This is a genomic window from Pantoea sp. CFSAN033090 (assembly GCF_001264395.1).
GTDB classification, from domain to species: domain Bacteria; phylum Pseudomonadota; class Gammaproteobacteria; order Enterobacterales; family Enterobacteriaceae; genus Pantoea; species Pantoea agglomerans.
This window is the reverse complement of sequence record NZ_LGYX01000028.1, coordinates 1-20319: the sequence shown is the minus strand read 5'-3', so window position 1 is coordinate 20319 and position 20319 is coordinate 1. Positions and strand designations below refer to the sequence as shown.

Sequence of the window (20319 nt, the reverse complement as noted above, 5' to 3'; positions counted from 1 at the left end):
AGCGCATAAGCTAGCACGAAATCTTATTAGCCATCCAGACATCTGGACATAATGGCGGCTGTGACCAGCGAAGCGCGGGAAAGCGGCGGAATAACGGGGTAAAGGACGGAAAAGGCAGCGAATTATGCTGGGGGAAAGTCACAGGCATAAAAAAACCAGGCCGGAGCCTGGTTTACTTTTTTTGTGACAGAATTACTTTTCTGGCACCACATTCAGCAGGGTGGTCAGCAGTTTCCAGTAAAGGCCAACGCTTTCGATGTGAACCTGCTCATCCGGCGAGTGCGGCCCGGTGATGGTCGGCCCAATCGATACCATATCCATCTCCGGATACGGTTTTTTGAACAGACCACACTCCAGACCGGCGTGGATCACCTGAATGTTCGGGGTCTTATCAAACAGCGCGATATAGGTCTGACGGGTCAGCGCCATAATGGCGGAGTCCGCATCAGGCTGCCAGCCTGGGTAGCCGCCTTTCGCTTTGGTCTGTGCACCGGCCAGCTGGCCCAGTGAGGTCAGCATCTGCACCACATAATCGCGGCCGGTGTCGATCAGCGAACGGATCAGGCAGTTGATCTCTGCATGATCGGCTTCCATGGTCACCACACCAATATTCAGTGAGGTTTCTACCACGCCTTTCGCCACGTCGGAGTTGCGGATCACGCCGTTTGGCATGCTGTTGAGCAGGTTCAGGAAGCGATCGCGGCTGTCAGCGTTCAGCGCATCACCCTGATGTGCCAGCGGCTCAGTGACCAGGGCGATGTTCGGCTCTTTGATGCCGTGCTCATTTTTGATGGCGCTCAGGAAGTGCGCCGCCGCTGATTTCAGCGCATCCGCTTTGTGGCTCTCGACCGCCACGGTAGCGAAGGCTTCACGCGGGATCGCGTTGCGCAGCGTACCGCCGCTGAAGGCCAGCAGACGCAGATCCAGTTCAGCAGCGTGTGCCGCAAGGAAGCGCGCCAGCAGTTTGTTGGCGTTGCCGAGGCCCATATGAATATCGGCACCGGAGTGACCGCCACGCAGGCCTTTCAGCGTCAGCTTCAGGGTCTGGAATTCAGCAGGCACCGCTTCACGGGTCAGCGGCAGGGTGGTGACGAAGTCGATACCGCCCGCGCAGCCCATGTAGATCTCACCTTCTTCTTCGGAGTCGGTGTTGATCAGGATTTCTGCCTGCAGCCAGTTGGGTTGCAGACCGAATGCGCCATCCATACCGGTCTCTTCAGTCATGGTCAGCAGCACTTCCAGCGGGCCATGCGTCAGGCTGTTGTCAGCCAGTACTGCCAGCGCAGAAGCCATACCGATGCCGTTGTCCGCGCCCAGCGTGGTGCCGCGCGCTTTCACCCACTCGCCGTCAACCCAGGGCTGAATCGGATCTTTGGTGAAGTCATGAACGGTGTCGTTATTTTTCTGCGGCACCATATCCAGATGCGCCTGTAGCGCAACCGGGGTACGGTTTTCCATGCCTGCGGTGGCGGGCTTACGAATCAGGATGTTGCCGACCTGATCGCGCTCACACCAGAAGCCTTGCTCTTTGGCCCAGCCGACGATGTAACTCGCCAGCGCTTCTTCGTGAAAAGAGGGATGGGGAATAGAGCAGATCTTAGCGAAAATATCCCACAGCGGCTGTGGAGAGAGTTGAGACAATTCAGACACGACAGGTCTCCTGTGTCAGTGTACCGGCGAGGCCGGACATCGCGAGTTTCCAGTGAAAAATCGCCGTCAGAGAATCTGACGAGCCAGGCCCGAGAATATCACTGTTTTCTACCGGGTGCGCTCTCAGACGCGCTAAAAAGCCGCAACCAGTGCGCGGGTGCTGGTTTTTAGTGCGTCAACTCCTTATAATCTCGCGCAACCTTTTCCCCGTTGCACATTTTTACGCCACCTCGGTTGGCTGGGATTTCTATTCTATGAGCGAAAAATACGTCGTTACCTGGGACATGCTTCAGATTCATGCCCGTAAACTGGCCCAGCGCCTGCTTCCTGTTGAACAGTGGAAAGGCATTATCGCGGTGAGCCGCGGCGGTCTGGTACCGGCTTCGCTGCTGGCACGTGAACTGGGTATCCGCTACGTCGATACCGTCTGCATCTCCAGCTATGACCACGATCATCAGCGCGAAATGAAAGTTCTGAAGCGCGCAGAAGGCGACGGTGAAGGCTTTATCGTGATCGATGACCTGGTGGATACCGGCGGCACCGCCCAGGCGATTCGCGAGATGTACCCGAAAGCGCGTTTCTGCACCATTTTCGCTAAACCGGCCGGTCGCTCACTGGTTGATGACTATATTGTCGATATTCCGCAGGATACCTGGATCGAGCAGCCGTGGGATATGGGCGTGGTCTACATCCCGCCGATTGTTAAAAGCTGATTGATATGCATCAGACAACGCCCGGTTTTCCGGGCGTTGTGCTTTCTGTGCCTCGCACCCCGAATTGCCGTACAGTACACTTAGCCATCGCCGTTTCTGTTGCAGGAGAAGTGAGTATGTCGAGCAAAAATCTCAGCGAGGAGTTGTTCAAACCGCGCTTTAAACATCCTGAAACCTCAACCCTGGTTCGCCGCCACCATCATGCTACTTCGGATGTCCACTCAGCCCTGGATGGTGACAGCCAGCGTGGCTGGTATCGTATGCTGAATAAGCTGATGTGGACATGGCGTGGCCTGACGCCGCAGGAGATCAGCGAAGTGCTGGCTCGGATTGCCATCAGCAATGTTGAACATACGGATGAGACGCTGCTCGACACTGTAATCGGTTTTCGCGGCGGCAACTGGCATTTCGAATGGTGTAAACAGGCGGGTATCTGGCAGCAGAAAGCGCTGGAGGCCACCGACGACAGCGAGGCGGGCGACTACTGGCTGCACGCGGCGCATCTCTACAGCGTTGCGGCCTATCCCTATATAAAAGGGGATGAGCTGGCCGACCAGGCGCAGACGCTGGCGAACCGCGCCTATGAAGAGGCGACTCAACGCCTGCCGGGCGAGCTGAAACCGCTGACGTTCGCCATTCAGGGTGGCAGCCCGGTTAACGGCTTTCTGCACATGCCGCCTGACGTTGAAGCGCCTTATCCCACCGTGCTGTTCTGTGGCGCGCTCGACTCATTACAGAGCGATCACTATCGCCTGTTCCATGATTACCTTGCACCGCGCGGCATCGCCATGCTGACCATTGATGTGCCGTCGGTAGGCAACTCGGTGAAATGGACGCTAAATCAGGACACCAGCTTTCTGCATCAGCAGGTGCTGCGCGATCTGAAAAACGTGCCCTGGATCGACCATACCCGCGTGGCGGCGTTTGGTTATCGCTTTGGCGCTAACGTGGCCGTACGACTGGCCTATCTGGAATCGCAGCGGCTGCGTGGGGTCGCCTGTCTTGGCCCGATTGTGCATGCGCTGCTGACGCAGACAGCGTTGCAGGATGAGATCCCGGATATGTATATGGATATGCTGGCGAGCCGGCTGGGCATGGCAACCGCTTCTGACAGTGCGCTGCGTACCGAACTCAATCGATATTCGCTGAAAACTCAGGGATTGCTGGGCCGCCGGACGCCGACACCCATGCTGTCGGGCTACTGGCAAAACGATCTTTTCAGCCCGGAAGAGGAGAGCAAGCTGATCGCTAACTCTTCGTCAGACGGTAAGGCGTTGCTGATTCCCGTGAAGCCGATGATGGCCAGTTTCGACAAGGCGCTGAATGAAATTTGCGACTGGCTGGAGAAGCGTTTAAAAAGGTAACTGGCAAAATTTACAGTATTTGCTACAACTAGTAGCGGAATTCTTCCGGGCTGCCGTTAAGCGAAACATGACATCCCCTGGCCGTCCGGAAAATCAAGGCTGTATAGCGGTCAAAATCTATGGAGATTCAGCATGACGTTACCAAGTGGTCATCCCCGCAGTCGCCTGCTTAAGCGCTTTACGGAGCTTGGGCCTTATATTCGCGATGGGAAATGTGGCGAAACCCGGTTCTTTTTCGACTGCCTGGCTGCCTGCGTTAATGTGAAACCGGCACCGGAACTGCGTGAGTTCTGGGGCTGGTGGATGGAGCTGGAAGCGCAGGCTGACCACTTTACCTATGTCTACCATATCGGTCTGTTCGATAAAGAGGGTGACTGGTCGGTGGCAACCATCAAAGGCAAAGAGAATACGGCGCGCGTGGAAGAGACCTTACGGAATTTCCATACCCGTCTGAAAGCGATGCTGAAAGAGTTCGAGCTGGATCTGATTCCGGCCAGCGATTTCGATGAGAAACCGGTGAAGCTGAGTGCCTGATTGGGTGTTGAGAGATTAAAGGGTGAGTTAAAACGCTTGCCCACAAACTGCTGACAAATCTCAAGTAGGGTGAATCTGGCAGCAACGAATAAGCTCAACACGCAGGGAACACGGGCAGAAGAGGAAAGCGTCCCGCGCCAGGGACGGCGCGGGCCGAGCCTGTCAAGGATGACGTCTTTTGCGTCTTTCCGATCTGACCGTGTTCCCTGCGCCAGCTCGATCTCATAGCAGAGCGGGCCAGATGCTGTTAACAAGCAAAGGGCGCGTTGAAAAACGCGCCCTTTTTCATGCTCACACATTCTGTAACTTATGCTGTGCGGCATTAGCCTGAAATCAGAACTGGTAAGTCACACCCATCGCGACCACGTCATCGTTGTTAATCGACAGCGCGTTGTCATCATCCAGCTGGTTGATTTTGTAATCAACGAAGGCGGACATATTTTTGTTGAAGTAGTAGGTCGCGCCCACGTCGATATATTTCACCAGATCCGCATCGCCGATACCGTTTTCGATATCTTTGCCCTTGGTCTGTACATAGCCAATAGAAGGACGCAGGCCGAAATCAAACTGATACTGCGCCACCAGTTCGATGTTCTGCGCTTTGTTGGCTGCGCCCGCGACGGTAGCACCGGTGTTACGGTTGGTGCCGCTGATTGGTGTCATGTTGCGGGTATCGGTATAGATCGCCGCCAGGTAGACGCTGTTGGCATCATACTTCACGCCTGCACCCCAGGAATCCGCACGGTCACCGCCGCCATAGGCGCGTGCCTGCTGCTGGTTGGTACGGTCAGAAGAGGTGATGGCACTCATCAGGCTCACACCGGAATCACCCAGGGCATAGCCCAGTGAGGCACCGTAGCCGTCGCCATTCTGACGGTTGATGTCGGTGCGGGTGTTGGCGCTGGTGGCGTCGTTTTTACCCTGATACTGCAACGCAAACTTCAGCCCATCGACCAGACCAAAGAAGTTGTTGTTACGGTAAGTCGCCACACCGGTTGCACGCTGAGTCATAAAGTTATCGGAACGGGCTGTACCGTCACCGCCGAATTCCGGGAACACGTCGGTCCAGGCCTCAACGTCATACAGCACACCGTAGTTACGACCGTAATCGACCGAACCATACTGCGAGAATTTCAGACCGGCAAACCCAAGGCGGGTTTTGTTGCCATTGTTGGCGTCGCTGCCTTCGGAGTTATTGACGTTGTACTGATATTCCCACTGACCATAACCGGCCATCAGGTCGTTAATCTGTGTCTGACCCTTAAAGCCGATACGGGTATAGGACTTGTCTCCATCCTGGCTGGCATTATCGCTGATGTAGTGCTCAGCTTTAACTTTGCCGTATAAGTCCAGTTTGTTGCCATCTTTGTTATAGATTTCGGCAGCCTGCGCGGCGGATGCCAGCGTCAGCGTGGAGAGGATCATGGCCAGTGTGCTTTTCTTCATTTGCTATCAATCCCAATGTGAACGCCGTAAAAAAATGAAAGTTTTTGTAAAGCACGGACTTTTTACCCGTCGGCGATGAACTTTTTATGACACTTTTCATGATTTCTTGTTAACCCTGAACTTTTGGTCTACGTCCTTGTCCGCGTAAATTCGTGCTTTTCCCCCGCTGGCTGTTGGCTTCCTTATCGACTCCTGTTAAAACGTCCTTTCGTAAAAATTTTTCACTACGGCAGGAAATATGAGTGGCAGTCAGACCTTAGTGGTCAAGTTGGGTACCAGCGTTCTCACCGGCGGCTCCCGCCGGTTGAATCGGGCGCACATGGTGGAACTGGTTCGTCAGTGTGCGCAGCAGCACGCGGCGGGCCACCGCATTGTGATTGTGACCTCTGGCGCGATGGCCGCCGGACGCGAACATCTGGGTTACCCCGAACTGCCACCCACCATCGCCTCAAAGCAGCTGCTGGCTGCGGTGGGGCAGAGCCGTCTGATTCAGCTGTGGGAACAGTTGTTCTCAATCTACGGTATCCATATTGGTCAGATGTTGCTGACCCGTGCCGACATGGAAGATCGCGAGCGCTTCCTGAATGCCCGCGACACGCTGCGCGCGCTGCTGGATAACCACATTGTGCCGGTGATCAATGAGAACGATGCCGTCGCCACCGCTGAAATCAAAGTGGGCGATAATGACAATCTCTCGGCGCTGGCGGCGATGCTCGGCGGTGCCGACAAGCTGCTGCTGCTGACCGACCAGCAGGGACTGTTCACCGCCGATCCGCGTAACAATCCTGAGGCTGAGCTGATTAGTGATGTCCATGTGATCGATGATGCGTTGCGTGCCCTGGCGGGCGACAGCGTATCGGGTCTCGGCACCGGTGGCATGTCGACCAAGCTTCAGGCGGCGGATGTCGCCTGCCGCGCCGGTATCGATGTGATCATCGCCTCAGGCAGCCGCAGCGGCGTGATCAGCGATGTTATTGACGGCAAGCCGGTCGGTACGCGCTTTCATGCGCAGCAATCGCCGCTGGAAAATCGTAAACGCTGGATTTTCGGTGCGCCTCCGGCAGGTGAACTCACCGTCGATGATGGTGCGCTGGCAGCAATTATTGAACGCGGCAGTTCGCTGCTGCCGAAAGGGATCCGTGCTATCCAGGGGAATTTCTCGCGTGGAGAAGTGATCCGTATCCGCAGTTTGCAGGGCAGGGATATCGCGCATGGTGTTTCACGCTACAACAGCGACGCGATGCGGATGATTGCCGGTCATCACAGCCAGCAGATCAGCGAAATCCTGGGCTATGAATATGGCCCGGTGGCGGTTCACCGCGACGACATGATCGTCAGTTAAGGAGCGGACAATGCTTGAAGAGATGGGAAAAGCGGCGCGCGCCGCAGCTTACACCGTGGCCGATCTGTCGACTGCAGAGAAAAATCAGGTTCTGATGACCATTGCCGACCGTCTGGAGGCGGAAAGCGCAGACATTCTGGCGGCCAATGAGCTGGATTTAGCCGATGCGCGTCAGAACGGCATGAGCGCCGCGCTGCTGGACCGGCTGACACTCAATCCGCAACGCCTCGGCAGCATCGCCAGCGATGTGCGCCAGGTCTGCCAGCTGGCCGATCCGGTTGGACAGCTAATTGACGGCGGTCAGCTCGACAGCGGGCTGCGCATTGAGCGTCGTCGCGTGCCGCTGGGCGTGGTGGCCGTAATCTACGAGGCGCGTCCCAATGTCACGGTGGACGTCGCCACTCTGTGCCTGAAAACCGGCAACGCCGCCATTCTGCGCGGCGGTAAAGAGACCTGGCGCACCAATGCGGCTACGGTACGAGTGATCCAGAACGCGCTCAAACAGCACGGTCTGCCTGCGGCGATCGTTCAGGCGATCGAAAATCCGGATCGCGAGCTGGTGAATCAGCTACTGAAGCTGGATCGCTACGTCGATATGCTGATCCCGCGTGGCGGAGCCGGGCTGCACAAGCTGTGCCGGGAAAACTCCACTATTCCGGTGATCACCGGCGGCATCGGCGTTTGTCATATCTATATTGATGAGACGATGGAGATCGAACCTGCACTTGATCTGATCGTCAACGCCAAGAAACAGCGTCCCAGCGCCTGTAACTCACTGGAGACGCTGCTGGTGGATCATGCGATTGCCGATCGTTTCCTGCCCGCCTTCAGCACGCGTATGGCACAGGAAGCGATCGCGTTGCATGCTGACAGCAACGTGCTGGCGCAACTGCAGCAAGGCCCGGCATCGGTCACGCAGGTGAATCCGCAGCAGTACAATGATGAGTGGCTGTCGCTGGATCTTAACGTCAAATTAGTGGCGGATATGGATGAGGCGATCGATCATATTCGTACGCACGGCACGCAGCACTCGGATGCCATCCTGACCCGTAATACCCGCAACGCCGCGCGTTTTGTCCGTCAGGTCGACTCCTCAGCGGTCTATGTCAACGCAAGCACCCGCTTCACCGATGGCGGACAGTTTGGCCTGGGTGCCGAAGTGGCGGTCAGTACCCAGAAACTGCATGCACGTGGTCCGATGGGTTTAGAGGCGCTGACGACCTATAAATGGATAGCATGGGGCGACGATACGCTCCGGCCATAACTGCCATAATTTTTAACAAAACGGGAGTCTTTCAGAGACTCCCGTTTTTTTTAGCTCCATTTTCCGGTCCAGTGAAAGATAGAGTTTTCTGCGCATCAGCTTAATTTCCGTTCCGGTCTCGTCACTACTGGCCATTATTCTGGCTGATATTCACGCAATTTTTTACGGAACATTCCTGAAAGCCGGGGCTGTACGCGGCCTGAGGCAATATTTTTTGTCCAGCCGCGGGCTGAAGCGGATAATGATTATCAGGAATGCTTGATAAAGCGGTTAGGTAGTAAACGAGCGGTAATATAAAATGAACTGGTAGCAATAATGAAAATAACATCCAGTATCTCTTCTATGGCTGATTATTAACTAATGGTTAAAAAAGAAAGTACAAGACAAGCTTTCACCGCCAGGCTGATAGCGGCCTGTGAGAGTGCCGGCATTGCCGGACATGGACGAAACAAACAGGTTGCCAGGGCTCTGCAGCAGCAAGGCTGTAAGATTTCAACGCCGGGAGTGTGGAAGTGGTTTAACGCGCAGTCAGTGCCGGATGGCGGCAATTTACTGGCTCTCAGTCAGCTGCTGGGCGTCAGGGTTGAGTGGCTGCAATACGGTATGGAACAACCTGCTGAACCGGTGACGCTAAGTGCGCTCACCGGTCAGAAGAATGTGTTTCGGATTGATAGCCTCGACATTGGTCAGCGAAGTGCTGCAGGCCTGCCCGCGCGTGATGAGTTTGTCGAGACTATCCAGGCGATCGAATATGGTCTGGATGAGGCGCGGGTGCTGTTCAACGGGCGCCCGGCGGAAAACATCCGGTTAATCGCTATCAACAGTGACTCCATGGCTGACACCTTTGCGCCGCGCGATCAGCTGTTTGTGGATATCAGCGTGCGGATGTTCGACGGCGACGGCATCTATATTTTCACCCTCGATGAGCAGCTCTATCTCAAGCGCCTGCAGCTGCAGCATAAGAAAATTGCTGTTATATCAGATAATAAGCGCTATGAAACCTGGTATCTCAATCATGATGACGTCACCAGCCTGAAGGTACTGGCCAAAGTGATCATGAGCCAGGCGCGACATTATCAAATCCTCGGTTAAGGCCACTTCTGCCGGTTTTTTCAGGAAGGCTGAAAAAAAAATAATCGGCATAAATTCATAAATTTAACCAGCGGTAAATAAAAAATTAACCAACAGTGTTTGATAAAGCATAAGAACCTGTTAATAATTTGGATATGGATGAACGAAGCAGTTCTTTCAGGGACGAGCCGCTCTTAAACAATTGAGGCGCTGCACAAGCGCGAATCATACCACCCCAAAGTTAGTGAACTTTGGGATGGGGTGGATGCGCAAAATGCAGCGTCGTCAGATGCCGTTTATTTCCCCTCGCTTACTTTCCACCTGACTGCTAATGCAGCCGGGCGGTAAGCGTGCGACCGTGATACGCGACATTCGGGCCCGTTCGGTTCGCCGAAAGCTCGCGCCTGCCACCCCATCGCCAAAGACTCATTCACAGGAGGAGTTATGGCGATAATTCACTATGGCAAAAGCGTTTTTATAGGCAACGCACGTACTCGTCGCCACCGGCGGCGCCAACCTCTCAGCAGCCTGACACAGAGTATCGACGAGGCCCTGAACTTCCCAACTGAAACACCCACCCTGAGACGTGCAGAGCAAATCTGCCAGCGTCAGGTCGCCCCGCGCGTTGACCGCGCAATTACTGCACCCCGCGTCACCAGTCAGGAAACACCCAGTTTCGACAATTGCTGTCTTCCGCACGTTCATCTCTACGCCGTGAGCTGAAACGCGCAGAAAACGCATTTTTCCGTTCCGGCTAACTCTTCGCTTTCTCCAGTTCTCACTGGGCGCAATTTGCTGAATTACTGTTCAGTTTTGCTGCAGGGTCAGTAAGGCCTTCTGCTGCGCCGTGCTGAGTAATGATCAGCGAGCGTTATGTATTTCTTTTCACAAGGCTGAGTTGCTTTAACCCGTCATTGAGGAGTCGTTATGAGCCAGATAATCGCAGTACTGAATTTTGAAGAGGGGTATGTCGACACGCCCTATCTCGACACGCTGGGCTTTCCCACGGTGGCCGGTGGCATTCGCATTGGACCCAAGGGGGCGTCTCTGAGTAATTACGCTTTCCGCGTGCCACGGCGCGTCGGTGATGTCTGGAAGCAGTGCATTCTTGAAAACAAAATTCAGGAGATGCAGGGCAGGGAGCTGCTGCGTAATGCGCTGGCGAAGTGCAACGACGCCCGCACCGACGTGCTGCTGAGCATGGCTTATCAGCTGGGCGTCGAGGGCGTCCTGCAGTTCAAAAACATGCTCAGCGCAATCGTGGCTGAACAGTTTAATGATGCGGCTGACGCGATGATGAACAGCCTCTGGGCCCGTCAGACGCCGGGCCGCGCCAGACGTCACGCGGAGATGATGCGCAGCGGAACCTATGCGGTTTACAGGGGGTTGCTATGAGATGGCTCATGTTTCTCACCGCCGTGCTGACGGCAATCATCATTCTGCTGCTGCTGCAGCGCTTTACCACCCTCCAGTTTGTCTCTCATGCCCGTCTGCTTTTCAAAACCTGGTCTGTCTGGCTTGCGTCGCTGGGTTCCATGCTCAGCGCCTGGGCGCAGTCGTTTCCTTCGGCCGCCGTTGATGCCTGGAGTGCACTGCCCGAAGACGTTAAAGCGATTCTGCCGCACAACTACCTCGGGCTGGTGGGCGCCTTCATGGTGGCGATGGGGGTGATTGCACAATTTGTTCGTCAGAAAAACCTGCTCAATGCGAAGGAGCAGTCTGAAGGAGCGAAGCCATGACTCTGATTACCACCTTACTTGGCGGCAGCTGGCACTGGATCGCCGCGCTGGCTGCGGTCATCGCGGCGCTGGGCGCCAGTTATTTCGGCGGCAAGAAAATCGGCAAAGTGCAGCAAAAAGCGCGTTCTGACGTCGATAACGCGCAACAGGAGGCGTCCCGCGTCACCGCGGTGGCGCAACAGCAACAACATAACCGCGAGGAGGCTAACCGTGTGGCGACTGACAACCATAGCCTTGATGACGCTGCTGCTCGCGACAAGCTGCAGCAGTCGAAATACCACAAACCCTGAGCCGGTGGCGATCACCGACTCTGCCTGCGTACTTTTTTCCCCTCTTTATACCTACGGCGATGACGCGCAAAAAATGGACGTTCGTACGGTGCGCGCCATCAACACCCACAACGACATGTGGGACTCCCTTTGCGGCCATCCGGCTGCGGCTAAGTAGTGCGCTGATTTCAGCGCGATATCTCTATGATCCTGAGGAGGATTCTATGATCGAAGTTAACTCTTTTGCTGAACTGCGTACCACTGTTCCACCAAAATCAGGTGAAGTCGCGAGCCTTAAACGCTATTACGATAAGGACTCCAGCTTCCGTGGCGGCGCAGACTTTGTTGGTTTCCTCAGCACCACTCCGCTGAAAGATGATGGCGGTACGGTGGCGGTGGGTAACGGTTTCTACTGGAAGCGCACCATCAACGATCCCGCCGAAGTGAACATTCTGCACTTTGGCGCGAAAGGGGATGGCGTGACCGATGACACTGAAGCCTTTAAGCGGATGCTGGCATGGACACAATCCTACAACGCCTACGCGAAAGCCATTCCGGTGCGTTTTCCGGGGGGTCGCTTCCTGATTTCACCCATCGATATCAGCGATACGGAGTTGTCGTTTTTTGGTCTGGCAGGCGATGATATCGAGCTCGGCTCGGCACCGCGCACCACCATTGTTTCTGATAAAAGCGCGAATACCGTGTTTAAGGTTAATGCGCGTCGAATCGTCATTAAAGGCATCTGCTGGCATGGACAGGCTAACGCCGGGACTGTCGACACCGCGGCCAAAGTCACCGTCACGCCTGAACAGTGCAGTAACACGCAGCCGTTCTTTGAAAATACCATTGTCGGAGGCCAGATCGTCAATATCTTCTGCTTCAAGGCGCAAAGTACCGGGGGAACCGTCTTTAAGCTGCAGGATACGCTCGACAGTAAGTTCGATCAGATTTACAGCTCCAATACCTTTTCACGGGTGTTTGATGTCGGCTGGTCAAACACACCGAAGGGGAACTGGGACCACTCAACCGCCATTGAGCTGTGTAATGCCAACTTCCAGTCGGGCTATGGCGACGCGACGCTCTATATGCCACGCGTCACACAGGGGCTCATGCGTAACGTCTGGATTGAGCACACGACTAACCCAGGAGATCTGTCGGATGGCGGCTGGAACATCGAAACGCTCAACATTGAAGATTGCGGCACGCCGCTCAATCTCAATAATGCCCGCGTGGTGATGCGTCATATCAACCTGCAGGCGGGGGCGAAAATCACCAATGATCTGGCCGGAAGTAAGTGGTTATCGACCTTCGAATATGGCTATCGTCGGGATGAGAACTACGGCACCTTCATGACCGGTTCGCTGCGTGCCGGCTACTACAGCGGCTATAAAGTGGTGAACAACACCGATACCGACAACTGGTATCGGCTGGGGCAGCTCTATTTCCCGGCGCCTAACCAGCAATGGGTAATGGAGCTGATCGGGAAAGCGGATGCGACCACGCCCTCCGGCACTGCCGGTTCACCGGTTAATATGCCAGCTACAGGTAAAACCCTGATCAACCTCCAGCGACTGGAGACGGTCTGGGCGGATGCTTACCATATGGGTCAGCCTTCCGTGCTGGACATTCGTTATGGCCGGGTAGGGACCACCTATGCCGTAATCTGGGTCAAGCTGAGAGCGAACAGCGGCGAAACCATGTTCAACCTGAAGACGACGGGTCCGACCCGCTTCGATACCGGTTCCTGCTCGCTGTTCCAGGCTGATATGTCGGTGGTTACGGACATCACCAAAATCAGCAACCTGAAACCCGCTGCACGTTTTGGCATGCACAACGGGCTGGCGGGCATCGGGGCCAACGAAAAAGGGGTGGTTACGCTGGCTACCGCAGCGGGTACGCCGACCAATAAGACCGCTCCGACCGGTTTTGTGCTGATCAATATCAACGGCGTTGACCGTAAGGTTCCTTACTACGATTGATGATCGGCATGTTTTGGGCGAGGCTCCGGCCTCGCCCTTTTTTGATCTGACATTATCTCCGCTTCTTTTTACGTCGCCAGAAAAGTCACCGCTGCACTGTGAAGCCAGACAGTCTCCCTGACACAGCCTTTCGCCTTCATCCTCGTCAACGGGCTGATTGCGATTAATTTGAATTACGGCTTGCGTCACTTTAAGAAGTGTGGCCTAATGAATCGTCGGTTTGATTAACAGACACTATCAAAGTAAGTAACCAAAGCAGTTCTCATCTCTAAGTTTGTCGCGAGACATCCCTTCTTTTTGAGTCTTCTCTTACGTTCTGATTAAAATCTGTTCTCAGGCCATTATGTATGCCGGAAGGCTCGATATATTAAGGATTTAAGCATGTCTAACAAAATTCGCGGTACCGTTAAATGGTTTAACGCAGAGAAAGGCTTCGGTTTCATCTCTCCTGCAGACGGCAGCAAAGATGTATTCGTACATTTCTCTGCAATCCAGGGCACCGATTTCCGTTCATTAGATGAAGGTCAGCAAGTTGAATTCACAGTAGAAAATGGCGCCAAAGGCCCAGCTGCTGCGAACGTTGTTGGTCTCTAAGGACTGAAAATTACTTTTAAATGTCCTCACTGTAGTGGCTCACAGTTTCGTACATCACATTTTGATGTTACAAGAGCCAACCCGCATGGAGCGAAATGCATTTTCTGCAAATCTGTCGTGGTTCAGGTGAACCTGGCAAGGATTGCAATTCAGAGCCAGCTTCGCGCTCTCTGATTAAGGCTAGTGAGCTTTATAGCGTTGTTGCATTTACAGTAATAAAAGGCTGCCTCTGGCAGCCTTTTTTGTTTCTGCGTTTCCTCCTTCTCAAACCTCACGCTTTATTCTTGTAACCTGCCTGTTTACTTTCACTTTCCCTGTATATTTGCAATTCCCTTGTATAACGCTTACCACTTACCACTTACCACTTACCACTTACCACTAACCGCTAACCGCTAGCCGCTCTGTTGCCTGTAACCTATCCGCTCTTATCGTCATCATTCTTAAACTGGCCCGCCGAAGCAGGCCGTTGAGAGAGATTAACGCAGTACGGGTTGCAGTGAGAGCTTGCCGGTATTAAATACGCTCATCGCCTGCGCCATACGCTCTGCCTGATCCTGCAGCGCTTGTGAGGCGGCTGACGCTTCCTGTACCAGCGCGGCGTTCTGCTGCGTCACCGCTTCCATCTGGGTAATCGCCTGATTGATTTCATTGATGCCGCTGCTCTGCTCGCTGCTGGCAATGGTGATTTCGCTCATGATGTTTGCCACGCTCTGCACGCTGTTCACCACTTCGCCGATAGTTGAACCGGCGTGTGTCACCAGCTTGCTGCCTTCATCGACTTTAGCGACGGAATCTTCAATCAGTACCTTAATCTCTTTGGCCGCTGAGGCTGAGCGCTGCGCCAGATTACGCACTTCACTCGCCACGACCGCAAAGCCACGACCCTGTTCACCCGCGCGTGCCGCTTCAACCGCGGCGTTCAGGGAGAGAATATTGGTCTGGAAGGCGATGGAGTCGATAACGCTGATGATATCGACAATTTTTCGTGAGGAGAGGGCGATCGCTTCCATCTTCTCAATGACCTGCTCCATTACCACGCCACCTTCACGCGCCACGCTGGAAGTGGTTGAAACCAGGTGATTGGCTTCACGCGCGTTGTCGGCATTGTGTTTCACGGTCGACGTCATCTGCTCCATGGCAGAGGCGGTCTCTTCCAGCGAACTGGCCTGCTGTTCGGTTCGGGTCGAAAGATCAAGGTTCCCGCTGGAGATCTGATTAGAGGCCACCGCAATAGTGTCGGAGCCGGTACGCACTTCGGTCACAATCGACAGCAGGTTATCGTTCATCCGTTGCAGCGCCTGCATCAGGACACCGGTTTCATCACGTGAGGTCACCTGCATCTGTGAACTCAGATCGCCTGCGGCAACGCGTTCAGCAACGTCAACCGCTGCAACCAGCGGACGCACAATAGAACGGGTCAGGAAGTAGCCCAGCAGAATAGACGCCAGAATCGCCAGCGCGGAGAAAATCAGCGTAATGGAGATAGCTGACTGACCATTTTCCACAATACCCTGACCTTCACTGCGCAACTGTGCGTCCTGAGAGTTGGCAAAATCCACGGCATCCTGAAGGAATTTGTTCTGGGTGGCGGTCATCGATTTCAGGACATAGGTGCTGGCAGCCTCAAAATCACCCGCTTTCACCAGGGTGATCAGCTCTGCTTTAACCTTCTCAAAAGCCTGGGAAGAGGCCAGCAGACCGGCGATCTTTTTCTTGCCGACCGGCGTGACCTGAATATCTTCGATCCTTTTCATTGCGCTGTTGGTGCGTTGCGTGGCTTCATCCAGCTGACCATAACGCTTCACATTCATTTCCGGACGTGTCGTGTCGATCACCATGCCGCGCAGGTATTTGATCTGATCGTTGACGCCATCGCGCACATCAAATGCCAGTCGTACTTTCACATAACGATCGTCAACGATCGAGGCGATCGCCGTATTAATGCTGTTAATCCTGGTTATGGATGTCACGCCAATCACTATCAGTAACGTCACAATAATACCGAAGGCTGCTGCGAGCCGCATTCCCACCTTCATATTCTTGATACTGAACATGTTCTCTTCCCCGTTTTATTATTAATCAATTTGTTAGCAACACTCAGGTTTCCTGCTGTTGTGCGCAGTGCCTTGCTGATGTCTGTGGTCACAGCCGCAGGCAAAAAGGTGATCTCGCGCATACTGTTATCGGAGCACGAAGTTGTACCTTTAATAATTTTTAAGTAATAACGCCGGGTGAATAAATAGTCAGTAAAAAACATCAGAAAGGGTTAAGTAATAACCATAGGAAATACAGACAAAAAAAGGGCTGTCAGCAGTGATGCTGACAGCCCGATCCAGACAAGGAAGAATGGATTCAGAAAACTAAGAAGTAGAGGCCTGTCCAGAACGCGACGCTTAACGTGACGGCGCTAATCCAGGCCAGCTGGCGTAAACGGCCACGCAGCAACTTTTGACGGGAAGGCGTAGCAGGTGCAGGCGTAACGGGTAAGGTTTCAATGTGCATAGTCGGTTCCTGATCAGGTCAGCCATTCTGCTGGCTAAAAAGTAAAAGCGTGCCGGGCATTCTTAGCGGCCCGCATTCGCTTAGCGGGCAGTATCCAGAACGTTGAAAATCACGTCTGACAGCTCATTCAACTCAAACTTCGCCACATAACCGTCGGCACCCACTTTGCGCACATGATCTTCGTTGGCGCTGCCAGAGAGTGAAGAGTGAATCACGACCGGCAGAGCCTTGAGGATCGGGTCACGCTTGATGTTGCGGGTCAGCGTAAAACCATCCATCTCTGGCATTTCCAGATCGGTCAGCACCAGGGCGATTTTGTCGTGAATCGATTCGCCGGCAGCCTGCACTTCCTGGCTCATCAATTTAATTTTTTCCCAGGCATCCAGACCGGTGTTAAACATCAGCGCCGGAATGCCCATACTCTTCAGGCCCTGCTCCAGCAACTGACGTGCGACTTTGGAATCTTCTGCCACAATCGCCACCGCACCTGGGCGGTAGTTGAAGGCACGCGGTCTGGCTGCTTCCGGTTCGACGCCGCGCACCGATGGGATGATGTCATAAAGGATTTGCTCAACGTCCAGCACCATCGCCAGCTCGTTGCTCTGCTTGTCACTGTCCAGGCAGGCGATGCTGGTAATGTTGCGGCCGCCGATACCGGCTTCAGCGGTATGCACCTGGCTCCAGTCGAGACGCACAATGTTCTCAACTGACTCTACGGCAAACGCCTGAGTGTTACGGGCATACTCGGTAACCAGCAGCAGGTTAAGCCCGGTTTCCGGCACACAACCCGCCACGGCAGGCAGGTCGATGACCGGAATGAACTGGCCGCGAATACTTGCCATACCCAGCAGCGGCGAACGCATGCCTGCAGCTTTGGTGATAGTGGGCATCGGCACAATTTCACGCAGCTTGAAGACGTTAATGCCAAACAGTTCAGACTTGCCTTTCAGCTGGTCGGAACCTAAGCGAAACAGCAGCAGTTCAAACTTGTTCGATAACGCGAGGTTCGCTCTCTCATCGATCTCTTTCTGAAAATTATCCATGGTTGCCTCTGCATTAACGCAGCTGGTGAAATAGGGTGTGAACAGGTTATCGGCAGCAAACGAAAAAAGGTGAGAAGAGAAGGGTGAAATAAAACGGACGCCAATTAATGTGCCAGGATTAACCCTGAAGGTTCAACATGGACACCTTTCCAATAAAGGAGTGTGAAATGAAAAAAGTGATTCTGGCGTCGTTGCTGGTGATGATGAGTGCGGGTGTTTCGGCCGAAGAGGGCGGATACAAAGCGGGCGATACGCCGCCACCGCAACACAAGCAGGATGCCGGCTATAAAGGTTCAGAAGATACCGGTCAGACGCATATTGATCAGATCCGCGATTTCCGTCAGGGCGGATATGTGACGCTGGAAGGTTACATCCTGAAGAAAGAGCAGGGCGAACGGTATCAGTTCCGTGACAACACCGGTACCTTACCGATTATCGCGCCGAAGAAGACCTTTGGTGGTAAAACCTACACCGCAGAAGACAAAGTACGCGTCAGTGGCAAGGTACAGGGCAAAGGGGATAAAACCACGCTGCATGTGACCCAAATCGAAGAGCCGTAACAAACCGGGCGAGATAATCTTCTCGCCCGTTTTATTTAGTCCTTCAGCAGAATCGCCCGGCAGGTTTTGCCTTTGATTTTGCCCTGCTTGAGTTTAACCAGCGCATTTTTAGCCTGATTCGCCTCAATCGCCACGTAGGCATGGGTCGGCGTCAGGACAATTTTGCCGATCTGCTCGGCACGATAACCCGCTTCACCCGTCAGCGCGCCCAGAATATCTCCCGGACGTATTTTGGCTTTACGGCCACCATCAATGCATAAGGTCATCATAGCTGCAGGCAGCGGCTTGCTGCTGCCCTTTTTCAGCGTGCTGGCAGAGACCCACGGCAGCTTCTGCTGCAGGAAATCTTCCAGCGCATGCGCACGAGCCATCTCATCGGCAGCAACCAGGCTGACCGCGACGCCATGTTCGCCCGCACGCGCCGTACGACCAATACGGTGCAGGTGAATTTCAGGGTCCCAGGCGAGCTGATAGTTAACCACCATCGCCAGCGATTTGATGTCGAGTCCGCGTGCAGCGACATCGGTGGCGACCAGCACGCGACCGCTGCCGTTAGCGAAGCGGATCAACACGCGTTCGCGATCGCGCTGCTCCAGATCGCCATGCAAGGGCAGGGCGCTGATATCACGCGCGTTAAGCGCCGCGGCGACATCATCACATTCACGTTTGGTGTTGCAGAAGACCACACAGGATGAGGGCTGACGATCGCTGAGCAGGGCTATCAGCAGACCCAGTTTTTCATTGTGGCTGGCTTCGAAAAACTGCTGATCGATTGAAGGCAGTTCGCTGACATCTTCTGTCACCACGCTCAGCGCATCACGCTGAAAGCGGGTGCTGATGGCCGTAATGCCGTCTGGCCAGGTGGCGGAAAAGAGCAGCGTCTGGCGCGAAGCGGGCGTCGCTTCAATGATCGTTTCCATATCATTCAGGAAACCCATCTCCAGCATCCGATCGGCTTCATCCAGTACCAGCGTGCTGAGCTGGTCCAGCTTGAGGTTTTCGCGGTTAATGTGGTCGAGGATACGACCCGGCGTGCCGACCACGATATGGGGCGGATGCACCAGCGAATCACGCTGTGCGCTCATCGGCTGTCCTCCACACAGAGTGAGAACTTTGATGTTGCGGGTGAAGCGCGCCAGCTGGCGCAGCACATTGCCTACCTGATCCGCCAGTTCACGGGTCGGACAGAGAATGAGTGCCTGGGTCTGAAAGCGGGCGCTGTCGATATGGTGCAGTAAACCAATACCAAAGGCAGCCGTTTTACCGCTGCCGGTTTTCGCCTGCGCGCGCACGTCGCGTCCCTGCAGAATGGCGGGCAGCGTAGCGGCCTGCACGGGCGTCATGCTGGTGTAGCCCATCTCGCGCAGGTTTTCGAGCTGGCTGTCGGGAAGCGAATTGAGGGTAGAAAAAGCGGTCACGGGCGCGGCCTCTGAGGCTGAAAGTGTAGGGCATTATTGCGGGGCAAGTCTGGCAGAAAGCACGCCTGACAGCAACGGGAACCTCGATGGTTAGCAGTATGAAACTATATCTGTCAGAGGGCTTAGGAATAGACTGAAGTTTACGGGAAAAAGGTGGTTTATTTTTATAGATTAACCCCGACTCAATGTGATTGTTCCAGGATGAGGATCTTTTGAGGCCAGCGATTATTTGATAAGTGGCCGTTTTTAAATATTTATTTCATTGTTAATCAGATAAATCCTTAACTACTACTCCAGTAATAGAATTAATCATTAAAAAATATCACCACTGGTGCCGATAAAAATCCTGAGCTAATTGCTTTATATTTAGCGCGCCATATTCCTGGTACAACGACCGGTAGAGGGTATTTGCATTGAGTAATCGCATCCAGGGACCACATGAAAATGTGCTTAAAATAGTAGGCCGCGCCGTACTGACACTGCATGTTCATGGAGAGAGCTTATCGGCTGATAAGATCGCTTCGATGATTGCGTGTTATGCGGAAGATGAGCCCTGTGATCAGGAAGATCGTCGCTTATACGCGCTGGCAATGGAACTAATGTCGAATGATAAATGGGCCAAAAGCGCGTAACCCGCACTCCGCTCAGGTAAATGCAGAGCCTCCCTTGTGGAGGCTCTGTTGTTTTTGGGGGAGTGGGTTTGCGTTGTGGAGCAGGTACTGGCTCCCGGCGCTTTAGGTAAGGTGGTCGTCTGTAACCGGGCCGGAGCCAGCTCGATCTCTCCGCATTTGCTGAGAAGGCTCAGCGCGGGCGATTACGCACCTCATCCCT

General features: G+C 54.2%; 20 protein-coding genes. 14 read left to right on the top strand and 6 right to left on the bottom strand.

The window, feature by feature from the left end; all coding sequences use genetic code 11:
• Positions 1 to 192: 192 nt before the first annotated feature.
• Positions 193 to 1650, bottom strand: a complete 1458-nt coding sequence (pepD, locus tag AFL22_RS20035) for a beta-Ala-His dipeptidase (RefSeq protein ID WP_010671162.1) — start codon at positions 1648 to 1650, stop codon at positions 193 to 195.
• Positions 1651 to 1904: 254 nt separating this feature from the next.
• Here pepD and gpt point away from each other — a divergent pair, with 254 nt between their 5' ends.
• The 3 genes from gpt to crl all read left to right on the top strand — a co-directional run bounded on the left by gpt (position 1905) and on the right by crl (position 4261).
• The gene (gene gpt, locus AFL22_RS20030; protein ID WP_009091894.1) at positions 1905 to 2363 is read left to right on the top strand and encodes a xanthine phosphoribosyltransferase; all 459 of its coding nucleotides are present in this window, start codon (positions 1905 to 1907) and stop codon (positions 2361 to 2363) included.
• A gap of 116 nt (positions 2364 to 2479) precedes the next feature.
• The gene (frsA, locus tag AFL22_RS20025) at positions 2480 to 3727 is read left to right on the top strand and encodes an esterase FrsA (RefSeq protein ID WP_033779697.1); all 1248 of its coding nucleotides are present in this window, start codon (positions 2480 to 2482) and stop codon (positions 3725 to 3727) included.
• A gap of 132 nt (positions 3728 to 3859) precedes the next feature.
• On the top strand, positions 3860 to 4261 hold the full coding sequence (gene crl, locus AFL22_RS20020; RefSeq protein WP_003851176.1) for a sigma factor-binding protein Crl: 402 nt from the start codon (positions 3860 to 3862) through the stop codon (positions 4259 to 4261).
• A 333-nt stretch (positions 4262 to 4594) separates the two neighbouring features.
• On the opposite strand, the gene ompC is transcribed toward crl, so the two are convergent.
• Positions 4595 to 5707, bottom strand: coding sequence for a porin OmpC (gene ompC / locus AFL22_RS20015; protein WP_052272050.1), 1113 nt, complete (start codon positions 5705 to 5707; stop codon positions 4595 to 4597).
• A 238-nt stretch (positions 5708 to 5945) separates the two neighbouring features.
• Here ompC and proB point away from each other — a divergent pair, with 238 nt between their 5' ends.
• From proB to AFL22_RS24580, 10 genes are all read left to right on the top strand, one after another.
• On the top strand, positions 5946 to 7049 hold the full coding sequence (gene proB, locus AFL22_RS20010; protein WP_010255198.1) for a glutamate 5-kinase: 1104 nt from the start codon (positions 5946 to 5948) through the stop codon (positions 7047 to 7049).
• 10 nt (positions 7050 to 7059) lie between these two features.
• Positions 7060 to 8313, top strand: a complete 1254-nt coding sequence (proA, locus tag AFL22_RS20005) for a glutamate-5-semialdehyde dehydrogenase (RefSeq protein WP_052272049.1) — start codon at positions 7060 to 7062, stop codon at positions 8311 to 8313.
• A gap of 360 nt (positions 8314 to 8673) precedes the next feature.
• Positions 8674 to 9405, top strand: a complete 732-nt coding sequence (locus tag AFL22_RS20000) for a S24 family peptidase (RefSeq protein ID WP_010255201.1) — start codon at positions 8674 to 8676, stop codon at positions 9403 to 9405.
• A gap of 423 nt (positions 9406 to 9828) precedes the next feature.
• Positions 9829 to 10107, top strand: coding sequence for a hypothetical protein (locus AFL22_RS24735; RefSeq protein ID WP_071785064.1), 279 nt, complete (start codon positions 9829 to 9831; stop codon positions 10105 to 10107).
• A 204-nt stretch (positions 10108 to 10311) separates the two neighbouring features.
• Entirely contained in the window at positions 10312 to 10779 is a 468-nt protein-coding gene (locus tag AFL22_RS19990) for a glycoside hydrolase family protein (RefSeq protein ID WP_010255203.1), read from the top strand.
• Entirely contained in the window at positions 10776 to 11123 is a 348-nt protein-coding gene (locus tag AFL22_RS19985) for a hypothetical protein (protein WP_010255205.1), read from the top strand. The genes AFL22_RS19990 and AFL22_RS19985 overlap by 4 nt, the downstream gene beginning before the upstream one ends.
• Complete coding sequence (locus AFL22_RS19980; protein WP_010255207.1) at positions 11120 to 11413, top strand: hypothetical protein; 294 nt, start codon at positions 11120 to 11122, stop codon at positions 11411 to 11413. Before AFL22_RS19985 ends, AFL22_RS19980 begins: the two co-directional genes overlap by 4 nt.
• A 203-nt stretch (positions 11414 to 11616) precedes the next feature.
• Positions 11617 to 13371, top strand: a complete 1755-nt coding sequence (locus AFL22_RS19975; protein ID WP_033779695.1) for a glycosyl hydrolase family 28-related protein — start codon at positions 11617 to 11619, stop codon at positions 13369 to 13371.
• A gap of 381 nt (positions 13372 to 13752) precedes the next feature.
• Complete coding sequence (locus AFL22_RS19970) at positions 13753 to 13965, top strand: cold-shock protein (protein WP_003854408.1); 213 nt, start codon at positions 13753 to 13755, stop codon at positions 13963 to 13965.
• Positions 13966 to 13968: 3 nt separating this feature from the next.
• Positions 13969 to 14139: a cold-shock protein gene (locus AFL22_RS24580; RefSeq protein ID WP_085978710.1), complete on the top strand. Its 171-nt coding sequence runs from the start codon at positions 13969 to 13971 to the stop codon at positions 14137 to 14139.
• Positions 14140 to 14441: 302 nt separating this feature from the next.
• On the opposite strand, the gene AFL22_RS19965 is transcribed toward AFL22_RS24580, so the two are convergent.
• The 3 genes from AFL22_RS19965 to AFL22_RS19960 all read right to left on the bottom strand — a co-directional run bounded on the left by AFL22_RS19965 (position 14442) and on the right by AFL22_RS19960 (position 17510).
• Entirely contained in the window at positions 14442 to 16019 is a 1578-nt protein-coding gene (locus AFL22_RS19965; RefSeq protein WP_010255214.1) for a methyl-accepting chemotaxis protein, read from the bottom strand.
• Positions 16020 to 16317: 298 nt separating this feature from the next.
• The gene (locus AFL22_RS24310) at positions 16318 to 16467 is read right to left on the bottom strand and encodes a hypothetical protein (protein WP_197276793.1); all 150 of its coding nucleotides are present in this window, start codon (positions 16465 to 16467) and stop codon (positions 16318 to 16320) included.
• 80 nt (positions 16468 to 16547) lie between these two features.
• Entirely contained in the window at positions 16548 to 17510 is a 963-nt protein-coding gene (locus AFL22_RS19960) for a chemotaxis protein (RefSeq protein ID WP_052272048.1), read from the bottom strand.
• Between the two features lie 167 nt (positions 17511 to 17677).
• Here AFL22_RS19960 and AFL22_RS19955 point away from each other — a divergent pair, with 167 nt between their 5' ends.
• Complete coding sequence (locus AFL22_RS19955; RefSeq protein WP_033779693.1) at positions 17678 to 18070, top strand: NirD/YgiW/YdeI family stress tolerance protein; 393 nt, start codon at positions 17678 to 17680, stop codon at positions 18068 to 18070.
• 35 nt (positions 18071 to 18105) lie between these two features.
• Here the strand turns inward: AFL22_RS19955 and dbpA are convergent, their stop codons facing one another.
• Entirely contained in the window at positions 18106 to 19488 is a 1383-nt protein-coding gene (gene dbpA / locus AFL22_RS19950) for an ATP-dependent RNA helicase DbpA (protein WP_010255222.1), read from the bottom strand.
• Positions 19489 to 20319 lie beyond the last annotated feature (831 nt).

What these genes read in the sequence shown, in the direction of transcription:
- crl (WP_003851176.1), top strand. Translation starts at nt 3,860, where the DNA reads ATGACGTTACCAAGTGGTCATCCCCGCAGTCGCCTGCTTAAGCGCTTT.
- AFL22_RS19960 (WP_052272048.1), bottom strand. Translation starts at nt 17,510, where the DNA reads ATGGATAATTTTCAGAAAGAGATCGATGAGAGAGCGAACCTCGCGTTA.
- AFL22_RS20000 (WP_010255201.1), top strand. Translation starts at nt 8,674, where the DNA reads ATGGTTAAAAAAGAAAGTACAAGACAAGCTTTCACCGCCAGGCTGATA.
- AFL22_RS19970 (WP_003854408.1), top strand. Translation starts at nt 13,753, where the DNA reads ATGTCTAACAAAATTCGCGGTACCGTTAAATGGTTTAACGCAGAGAAA.
- AFL22_RS19980 (WP_010255207.1), top strand. Translation starts at nt 11,120, where the DNA reads ATGACTCTGATTACCACCTTACTTGGCGGCAGCTGGCACTGGATCGCC.
- ompC (WP_052272050.1), bottom strand. Translation starts at nt 5,707, where the DNA reads ATGAAGAAAAGCACACTGGCCATGATCCTCTCCACGCTGACGCTGGCA.
- AFL22_RS19965 (WP_010255214.1), bottom strand. Translation starts at nt 16,019, where the DNA reads ATGTTCAGTATCAAGAATATGAAGGTGGGAATGCGGCTCGCAGCAGCC.
- AFL22_RS19990 (WP_010255203.1), top strand. Translation starts at nt 10,312, where the DNA reads ATGAGCCAGATAATCGCAGTACTGAATTTTGAAGAGGGGTATGTCGAC.
- AFL22_RS19975 (WP_033779695.1), top strand. Translation starts at nt 11,617, where the DNA reads ATGATCGAAGTTAACTCTTTTGCTGAACTGCGTACCACTGTTCCACCA.
- AFL22_RS24310 (WP_197276793.1), bottom strand. Translation starts at nt 16,467, where the DNA reads ATGCACATTGAAACCTTACCCGTTACGCCTGCACCTGCTACGCCTTCC.
- frsA (WP_033779697.1), top strand. Translation starts at nt 2,480, where the DNA reads ATGTCGAGCAAAAATCTCAGCGAGGAGTTGTTCAAACCGCGCTTTAAA.
- AFL22_RS19985 (WP_010255205.1), top strand. Translation starts at nt 10,776, where the DNA reads ATGAGATGGCTCATGTTTCTCACCGCCGTGCTGACGGCAATCATCATT.
- gpt (WP_009091894.1), top strand. Translation starts at nt 1,905, where the DNA reads ATGAGCGAAAAATACGTCGTTACCTGGGACATGCTTCAGATTCATGCC.
- proA (WP_052272049.1), top strand. Translation starts at nt 7,060, where the DNA reads ATGCTTGAAGAGATGGGAAAAGCGGCGCGCGCCGCAGCTTACACCGTG.
- AFL22_RS24735 (WP_071785064.1), top strand. Translation starts at nt 9,829, where the DNA reads ATGGCGATAATTCACTATGGCAAAAGCGTTTTTATAGGCAACGCACGT.
- proB (WP_010255198.1), top strand. Translation starts at nt 5,946, where the DNA reads ATGAGTGGCAGTCAGACCTTAGTGGTCAAGTTGGGTACCAGCGTTCTC.
- AFL22_RS19955 (WP_033779693.1), top strand. Translation starts at nt 17,678, where the DNA reads ATGAAAAAAGTGATTCTGGCGTCGTTGCTGGTGATGATGAGTGCGGGT.